Annotated in this window: 6 protein-coding genes; 4 read left to right on the top strand and 2 right to left on the bottom strand. The window is 56.7% G+C overall.

Annotation, left to right across the window (positions count from 1 at the left end):
- Positions 1-404: 404 nt before the first annotated feature.
- Positions 405-629 (bottom strand): hypothetical protein, encoded by a 225-nt coding sequence (locus tag XI03_RS01915; RefSeq protein ID WP_271591144.1) that lies wholly within the window; start codon positions 627-629, stop codon positions 405-407.
- Positions 630-1,304: 675 nt separating this feature from the next.
- Between XI03_RS01915 and XI03_RS40420 the strand changes: the two genes are divergently transcribed.
- Positions 1,305-1,682 carry a PilZ domain-containing protein gene (locus XI03_RS40420; RefSeq protein ID WP_370142757.1) on the top strand — a complete coding sequence of 126 codons (378 nt, stop codon included), beginning with the start codon at positions 1,305-1,307 and terminating at the stop codon, positions 1,680-1,682.
- Between the two features lie 400 nt (positions 1,683-2,082).
- Here XI03_RS40420 and XI03_RS01910 read toward each other — a convergent pair whose 3' ends face one another.
- Positions 2,083-2,346, bottom strand: a complete 264-nt coding sequence (locus XI03_RS01910; RefSeq protein WP_271591143.1) for a hypothetical protein — start codon at positions 2,344-2,346, stop codon at positions 2,083-2,085.
- A gap of 550 nt (positions 2,347-2,896) precedes the next feature.
- On the opposite strand from XI03_RS01910, the gene XI03_RS01905 reads away from it, so the two are divergent.
- The 3 genes from XI03_RS01905 to XI03_RS40415 all read left to right on the top strand — a co-directional run bounded on the left by XI03_RS01905 (position 2,897) and on the right by XI03_RS40415 (position 6,122).
- Positions 2,897-3,349 carry a hypothetical protein gene (locus XI03_RS01905; RefSeq protein ID WP_271591145.1) on the top strand — a complete coding sequence of 151 codons (453 nt, stop codon included), beginning with the start codon at positions 2,897-2,899 and terminating at the stop codon, positions 3,347-3,349.
- Entirely contained in the window at positions 3,285-4,148 is an 864-nt protein-coding gene (locus XI03_RS01900; RefSeq protein WP_333935278.1) for an outer membrane protein, read from the top strand. Before XI03_RS01905 ends, XI03_RS01900 begins: the two co-directional genes overlap by 65 nt.
- A gap of 1,755 nt (positions 4,149-5,903) precedes the next feature.
- The gene (locus tag XI03_RS40415) at positions 5,904-6,122 is read left to right on the top strand and encodes a PaaD-like zinc ribbon domain-containing protein (RefSeq protein WP_442869682.1); all 219 of its coding nucleotides are present in this window, start codon (positions 5,904-5,906) and stop codon (positions 6,120-6,122) included.
- Positions 6,123-6,466: the final 344 nt, after the last annotated feature.

The raw sequence follows: 6,466 nt of genomic DNA, 5'->3' as shown, positions 1-6,466 counted from the left end.
ACTTCTACGCAGCCAGCCTCAGCGACGAAAGAAGCTGACGGGGATACATCATCCCGACGAATGCCCTAGCGCAACTACCAGGATAGGGCGGTGACTTTGGCGATCTGTCCGGGATCGTAGGCAGCACGGGCGCGGCGCGCTGGCGAAAGTCTCACAGGCATCCCACCCGAACCGGCTGGTACACCGCGACGCTCATTGGAACGAGGGCACGAAATCACCATCGGCCCCTTTGGCCAGTGCCCACGGCAGTAACCAGCATTATTGAGGATTGGATTGAGGGCGTCATCATCTTAACCGACAACGATGAGAGCCTGGAGGAGATTGCCGCGCTTCACTAGGGCAACGGGCCGACTTGTATGGCGCAACCTGACCGAAATCCCGCGGTGATAGTGGAGCGGGCGCCACTACGTCTTGGCTGACGCGCGGAATTTTTCAGCATTCTCCGCGGCCACAACTAAGGATCGAGATAACTCACGTGCCTGCCCCGCCGTCACCTGGAGGTGAACGCCGACGACGCTCGCGATGGTAATGGAGATTTCATCATCTATCTGCTCAACTATGATGGCAGCCGACTTGTCGATCTCGATCTCGGCAATACGTCCAATGATAACATCCTGTTCATTCGCCATCACGACACGGCCTCCATTTGTGGTCGGTTCGGCTGGAGGTGGAGCGGCGGGACCCTATCCGTAGAATCGAATCAAAAGGCGGATAGCAAAGAACGCCCCCGCAGCTACCACTTCCGTCATGGCTATCGCGAAAGCTATTCTAGCGGCTTGGATGGTGATCTCTTGGCGTTAATTCGAGGGGGGCAATCTTGGTGGGCAGATTCACATGCTTCCTCCCCTTACGAGTGACGGTCGCGATGAGGCATTATCGCCGAAGGCGAACTGCGACGCACCTACCAGGATGGTGGGGTATTATGAAGATTTACCGGCCCTGCGGTGGCAATACCATCCGCTCAATCCTGCCTTTTGACATACTGAAGGAACACACCGGCAGGACAATTTGCCTTACACGATCGTCTTTACACAACACCTCCACCCCAGCCACTGACAGTCCTTTCTGCGGCGAGCGGCCACAGGCCTACCGTCGTCTTTTGCACCATTGCCGCCATCTCCACCGTTGAGGTCAGCAGTGCCATTCAAGGCCCGGAAAGCTACGGGTCCAACCGCGAAATCGCGATCGGCCACAAACGGTAGTCGTCCGGAATTCCCTCAACCTGAGGATCGCTCTACAGAATTTATCGCGATGGTTATTGAGTTTCGGAATAATGTGGGAAGCGCCCACAAGAATACCGGAGAATGAGGGATATGAGCCTGGAGCGCCAGTACCGAGAGCTAAAGGATTTGCAAGAAAAGGTCCGTCAACGGGAAGGGAAGAATTGGTCCCGGCGGTCCCTCGAAAGGCAGTCGGTGTGGCGAGAGGTTCTTCTCTCAATTCCGGGACACATCACCTCCGAGCCATGCCTGGTGCGTGATCTATCCAGTAGAGGCGCTGGCATTCAGCTTAACGGACTCACGCTTTTGCCGACGGAGTTTTCGCTTTCTTTCGATGGGTTTCGCACCACCTCTCCTTGTCGCCTCATGTGGCGACAGGGAGACTTCATCGGGGTGGCGTTCCAAAACACGGACCGTTATTCAGCCCTCGTGGAGCCAAATACGAAGCCTGTTTTGCGGTAGTAGCGCCTTGCGTCAGCTTCCCGCACCGAGAAAATGAGTAGTTGCTAAATCGCGCAAATTGAGATGAATACGCCCCCCTGGCTGGAGGCAAAGCCCCAGAGGCACGCGGTCGAAGACCTGCCGATCAACGACCTGATGGGCGTGGCGAGAGCGCCATAGCTCAAGTAAGCGGACCAGCCGCCCAGAAGGCGGTTCAGTCGCGCTTGCACTTCGGGCCAGGCGCCCTTGTTGCCCCGCGTCAGAGCTCGCTGATCTTCCTCTTGATCCGCAGCACACTTTTCTTGGACGGAGCTGCACCAAAATCCAGTCATTGGGGAAGCGGCGGGACCCCAGTGTGCACCCAAGGAGGTCGAAGTGTTCCAATCGGGGCGTTCTTCACGGAGGTTTTCGCCTCGACGTGTCAACGCCGCTCCACCGGCCCCAAGCTTTGATGACATAAGTGATCTATCGCTTGCTGCGCTATATCTTGAAACTCTTCAGATATTGCTGAGCCGATCGCTTTTGGATCAAACGCATTTTCGACATCTGAATCGGACAAAATGCCGGCATTCCGCAAAGCATAAGCCATTCTCGCAATCGCCCAAAGGGAGGCGCGCGCAACGGCCTCGCTCTGTTTGGCCTGCTTGAGAACGTCGACCATCATTGGGATTTCATCGCGGCTCATAGCATTTCGCTCCTAGTTGGCTGGCAACGTCTTTAGCATAGCGGAAAAGACGGCCGCGCGACCACTGGACCCGGCCATATTACCCTTTTATAGCCGCGGCAATCAGTTGAACCGGATTGCGGCACTTGCCCCGAAGCGGCGGATCAAGGGCCCCGGCTTCGAGAACAGCCTGTGATCGACCTGCAGCGCGAAATCCCCGAGGCGAAGGAGCCGCGTAGCATCGCGATCGGCGGTGCTGCCCCGAGCGACGTCACTCAGATCGAGTCCGAAGCCGCCTGACCGAACACGGCGAATTGAACCTCAATCGCCGATCTTACGCGCGGCGATCCTTCGCTCGTATTGGATCTGGAGGCAACCATGCGGCGCACACCGCGCTCGATGTCCTGGTGGCCGACACCTTCCCGACAACATCTAATTTCCAACAGGTAGGCGCACTGTTCCAGAGGCTATTGCGAACTGATCGAAGCCGAAGCCCATATCCGGGCTTAGGGCGTTGTCAGCCTGCAAGACCAAGAGCACCTGATGGGCGGCGGCCACATAAAGTCTCCTGATGAAGAGCCGGTTGGCCGTGGTGCGGATCGATCCAGGCGGCGAGTTCGGCTCCTTTCAGCGCGCTAACGCCCAAGAGATCTACTTCAGTGTTATCAGTGTTCTGGAAGGTCGCGCGAATATCACTGTCGGCTCGCGTGTCAGCTATGTCGAGGAGCTCGGTGAAGATGGTCTGGAGGCCCCTCGCAGTCACAGTTCTAAACACGTTCGTCCTTGCGGGCCAAAGCATCCGCTACCGTCCAGACTTGCACTTTTGGCCATCCTCCAGATGCTGAAGCAACGCTCGTACCCCAGTCAACTACCAACCTTGGGAATTGATCGAGAAGGTGGTCACAGGCAATCCTCGTTGCTAACCGTCAAGGAAGTCGATACGAAGCTGGGTTTAGAGAATGAGAAAAGTTCTGCTGGGCACGGCAGCCTTCATCGCGCTAGCCGCTCCTGCCTCTGCCGCTGATCTGGCCGCGCGACCCTACGTCAAAACGCCGCCGGCGCTCATTCCGGTCAATGATTGGAGCGGCTTCTACATCGGCATCAATGGCGGAGGCGGCTCCGCGCATCAGAGCTGGGACCTGCTCAATGCCGGCGGCGTGATCGTTGCTCCGCCCTTTGCTATGGGGTGCCATAATGCGACGGGAGGCACGGTCAGCGGTCAAATCGGCTATCGCTGGCAAATAGCGAACTCAGTGTTCGGGTTGGAGGCGCAGGGCAACTGGGCCGATTTCAAGGGCTCCAACGCCAACTTTGCTTTTGCAGGCGCCCAGGATGAAACCAAGCTTGATGCATTCGGCCTGTTCACGGGGCAAGTCGGCTATGCCTGGAATAACGTGCTGCTCTATGTGAAAGGTGGCGCGGCAGTTGTCCGCGACAAATACCGGGTCTCCGATTTTGCGACCTGGCTCACTATCGACAACGGCAGCGAAACCCGTTGGGGCGGCACGGTAGGTGCGGGCCTTGAATTTGGCTTCGCTCCGAACTGGTCCATCGGCATTGAGTACGACCACCTGTTCATGGGTCATCGGGACGTAGACTTCTTCTTTTCAGCAGGACTCGTAGGTGTTCCGGCGGGCGCTTTTGCAGGGACTGCCCATGTCAGTCAGGACCGATATCGGTTTGGTCCGCCTGAACTACCGCTGGGGTGGCGCTGTCGCCACGACATATTGATCTTCGCCAGAACGGAAGCGTTCCCTCACACGGCGGACGTACAGCCGGGTAATTCTGGCGCACTGCTCCTCTGTCAAGCAAGCGATCATTGATTTAGATCATTTCCAAGAACTACGTAAGGATTGTCCGTTGCGACCTGGCGCGAGATAGCCACGACAGGCCTTATCGCCGAGTTTCGAACCTCCGAGAACCGCCTTCTCGCTCAGCGGTCGATCAAGTTGACGATGCCTCGCTTCAGCCCGGCTGCGCGGATTTAGCCAAGCATCCCATGTACCACTTCGCCTCCACTCGGCACCTCTTCCAACAGAAGCAGCTCCAACTATCAAGTCAAGTAGTAAACCAGCTGCCGCGACCGCTAATCTCGCGGGGCTGCACCCAACACGATTTCGCTTATAGGAGCTTCAATATGCTTACCGCCACTGAGACTGCTCGCGCCAAAAACCGGGTCAAACTCTTTCTTCTAGAATATGATGACGGCGTTAGGGTTGCCTATCAATGGCTCGATGCGCAAATAACAACGAAGAAAAAACTAATGCCGACGTCTCCCCTAAACGAGATCATCCAAGTTTGGAGCGGTCGGTTTGTCGCAGCGTTCGATGTGGAGGCTGCGGCTGAAATGCACCCAACGATCCGGGGGACTTACCCTAAGTTCAATATTAGCTCGCGGCTAACGCTTCCTTCAGTCTTGCGGCTTACAGGTATCATCGGGGCGAGAACGCACGACGATTTGCTTACAGCCGATTACGTAATCAAAACATATTGTCGGATCGAGAGACCATAGATGATGAGCATCAGCGCGAGCGTGGCGACCATCGCGTTATTGCTAGGCGTACTTTCGCGCTTGCCGTTGTCACCATCGATTATCGCGCGGATTCACAGCAATGACCGTGGCAATAGCAATGGCCGTCATTCTTGTTACTTACGATCTGCGGCAGCGAGGTAGCAATTACTCTACCGTTAAAAGCGGGCGCCAAAAAGGCGGCGCCCACGACGTAGTCCTTCACCCAGGCGGGAAGGCGTTGGAGATTTTTGAGCGGAGTCTCGGGAGATAATCCAAGGACTTCTCTTCCAGCTAAACGACGAAAACTTTAAGTCAACCAGAGGTTCCTCTCATGGTCATGCGGCAACAGCCGAGGGCTTTACACGCCCGCCGTTCGCTCTCTTCCGAAAAGCGGCTGCGCTTCATGGCCCGCTGCTGGCCGGCGCGACTGGACAAGGCGTCGGCCCTGACTCCGCGACCACCGCCGCCGGCACGAAGCCAGGTTGATGGGCGGCATCCTTCGGCTCAGGCCGAAACGACGGTCGCCATCGCAGCAGCAATGAGCGCGAAACGCCATGCCGGCGCGTTGTCGCCGCGACCTGGTGCGGCGCCTGTAAGCTCTCGAATGCGCCAACTAGTTCGGAGCCGCCGGACACAAGCCACCTTGATCGGGAACCGCTCTAACGGCTCCTGATTGCTCCAGTGAGCGCCGGCCGCACGCGATCCAACTCACACTTCCACGGGTATCCGCTGATCCCCGTTCAGGTGGGAGCCTCCTGATCAGGCCATTTATGATCAGCCAAACCTCCCAAGGCGCATTACTCAGCACCAAACTATCCTGCCCAATGCTTCCATAACGAGAACTCAATCCGATCTGCGACCTTACGAACATGACTTAGACTGTCCGGTTTCTGACATGCAGTCGGCCCGGTACACTTTCTTGAAAACATATTTCTTACTATTCAAGCTGTCGCAGTTGGCACAGGGTTTGAACAGAAAGGTGCATCCACCGCAGCCGCCAACGAAGCGGTGGCTACACTAGGCTTCTTGGGCTGTGGCCTTTTGGCGCAATGACACGAGCTGCCACATGGAGTCGGTCTCAATGACACGTCACACGAACTGCCCTCAATGTGGCTCTGCATTGGTCCACCTCGAGTGGCATGAGCGCATCGGTGCGCGGGAGATCCAAGATCTCTGGCGCTGCTGGAACTGCAGGAATGAATTCACGACCATTTTCACTTCTGACGATACCGATCCTCCTGCCGCTGAGATCACGAAGCTATTCTTTACCAGCCTGTTGGTCTGATCGTGACGCTCAAGCCGCTAACACTCGCATCCGAGCGGCACCGAACTTGGCTATCCAACGCCGCGGAGGGTCGCTTAGTTGATAACGATTGGACCTAATGCGCGCGCGACCTTCCCGTCATAAATGCAATTGGAATTTCCTTATGAGGCTCGTACGTGCAATCGTCGGCTTGGCCTGTTGGCAGTGGGATAATACGTTATTATCGGTGAGCACTTGGCCGAAACATCGGCGGATGCTACACTCAATGCTAGGCTCTACATCGTTCGCGAGACGGAGCTTACGTCCGCTCGCGACGGCATCTTCATCGGGGAGTCCTATAATGACGCTCCCTCGTCGGCCCAACG

The organism is Bradyrhizobium sp. CCBAU 65884, assembly GCF_028128835.1.
Lineage (GTDB): Bacteria > Pseudomonadota > Alphaproteobacteria > Rhizobiales > Xanthobacteraceae > Bradyrhizobium > Bradyrhizobium ottawaense.
The sequence above is the reverse complement of the archived record's forward strand: the minus strand, read 5'-3'. Positions and strand labels throughout refer to the sequence as shown.

Excerpts from the sequence above, each read along its gene's own strand:
- XI03_RS40420 (WP_370142757.1), top strand. The coding sequence starts at position 1,305 with ATGAGGGATATGAGCCTGGAGCGCCAGTACCGAGAGCTAAAGGATTTG.
- XI03_RS01910 (WP_271591143.1), bottom strand. The coding sequence starts at position 2,346 with ATGAGCCGCGATGAAATCCCAATGATGGTCGACGTTCTCAAGCAGGCC.
- XI03_RS01905 (WP_271591145.1), top strand. The coding sequence starts at position 2,897 with ATGAAGAGCCGGTTGGCCGTGGTGCGGATCGATCCAGGCGGCGAGTTC.
- XI03_RS40415 (WP_442869682.1), top strand. The coding sequence starts at position 5,904 with ATGGAGTCGGTCTCAATGACACGTCACACGAACTGCCCTCAATGTGGC.
- XI03_RS01915 (WP_271591144.1), bottom strand. The coding sequence starts at position 629 with ATGGCGAATGAACAGGATGTTATCATTGGACGTATTGCCGAGATCGAG.
- XI03_RS01900 (WP_333935278.1), top strand. The coding sequence starts at position 3,285 with ATGAGAAAAGTTCTGCTGGGCACGGCAGCCTTCATCGCGCTAGCCGCT.